This is a genomic window from Enterovibrio baiacu, assembly GCF_004120195.1.
Lineage (GTDB): Bacteria > Pseudomonadota > Gammaproteobacteria > Enterobacterales > Vibrionaceae > Enterovibrio > Enterovibrio baiacui.
Map to the genome: position 1 here is coordinate 1 of NZ_SCHN01000047.1, position 897 is coordinate 897.

Consider the following 897-nt stretch of genomic DNA (forward strand, 5'->3'; position numbering starts at 1 on the left):
TTACTCACCCGTCCGCCGCTCGCCGCCCAACAAATCACCCGAAGGGTCAATGTTGTCGCTGCCGCTCGACTTGCATGTGTTAGGCCTGCCGCCAGCGTTCAATCTGAGCCATGATCAAACTCTTCAATTAGAATTTTGTTGTTATCCCCATCTCCGAAGAAACAGTTCTAACGCTCAATGAATACTGAATTACTTTTTTGCCCGTAGGCAAAACTGCATTGCTGTGTTGATAGCATCACTTCGAAAAGTTCCACCATCTTGGTCACTCAGTTCATTGATAAATTTTTATGTCTATCAAGTACGAGTGCCCACACAGATTGTATAGGTCAAATTGTTAAAGAACGTTGACTTTTCAATGCGTTAGCGCTGTGCGCTTCAGCAAGTCAGGCCGCGTATCTTACGCGATTCTGATATTCAGTCAAGAAAAAACTTTCATCTTTTTTCATCCGAAGATGAAGGGGAAAAATCTTTTGTTGACGTCGCTCACATTACAATCAGTGGGAGCGAAAGAAAAGCCCGTTGCACTCAACGGGCTTACCTTAAATTTAAAGCCTGGCGATGTCCTACTCTCACATGGGGAARCCCCACACTACCATCGGCGCTGTTACGTTTCACTACTGAGTTCGGCATGGAGTCAGGTGGGTCCATAACGCTATGGTCGCCAAGCAAATTYRTTAAAATCTGGGAAAAWTCTGACTAGCWTCGTGTCTCAACACACATTCAATGTTCTTTCTTGAGTCCGCTAAAACCCCTTGGGTGTTGTATGGTTAAGCCTCACGGGCAATTAGTACAGGTTAGCTCAATGCCTCGCAGCACTTACACACCCTGCCTATCTACGTCGTAGTCTTCAACAACCCTTTAGAGACCTTAAAGGTCTAGGGATGACTCATCTTGAGG

The 897-nt window shown here is 45.5% G+C and carries 3 rRNA genes; all 3 read right to left on the bottom strand.

Annotated features, from left to right (window positions below):
- Window positions 1-130: ribosomal RNA gene (locus EQP46_RS23975) — 16S ribosomal RNA — on the bottom strand; the annotation flags it as partial.
- Window positions 131-550: 420 nt separating this feature from the next.
- A 5S ribosomal RNA gene (rrf, locus tag EQP46_RS23980) occupies window positions 551-666 on the bottom strand.
- Between the two features lie 97 nt (window positions 667-763).
- Window positions 764-897 (bottom strand): 23S ribosomal RNA (locus tag EQP46_RS23985); the annotation flags it as partial.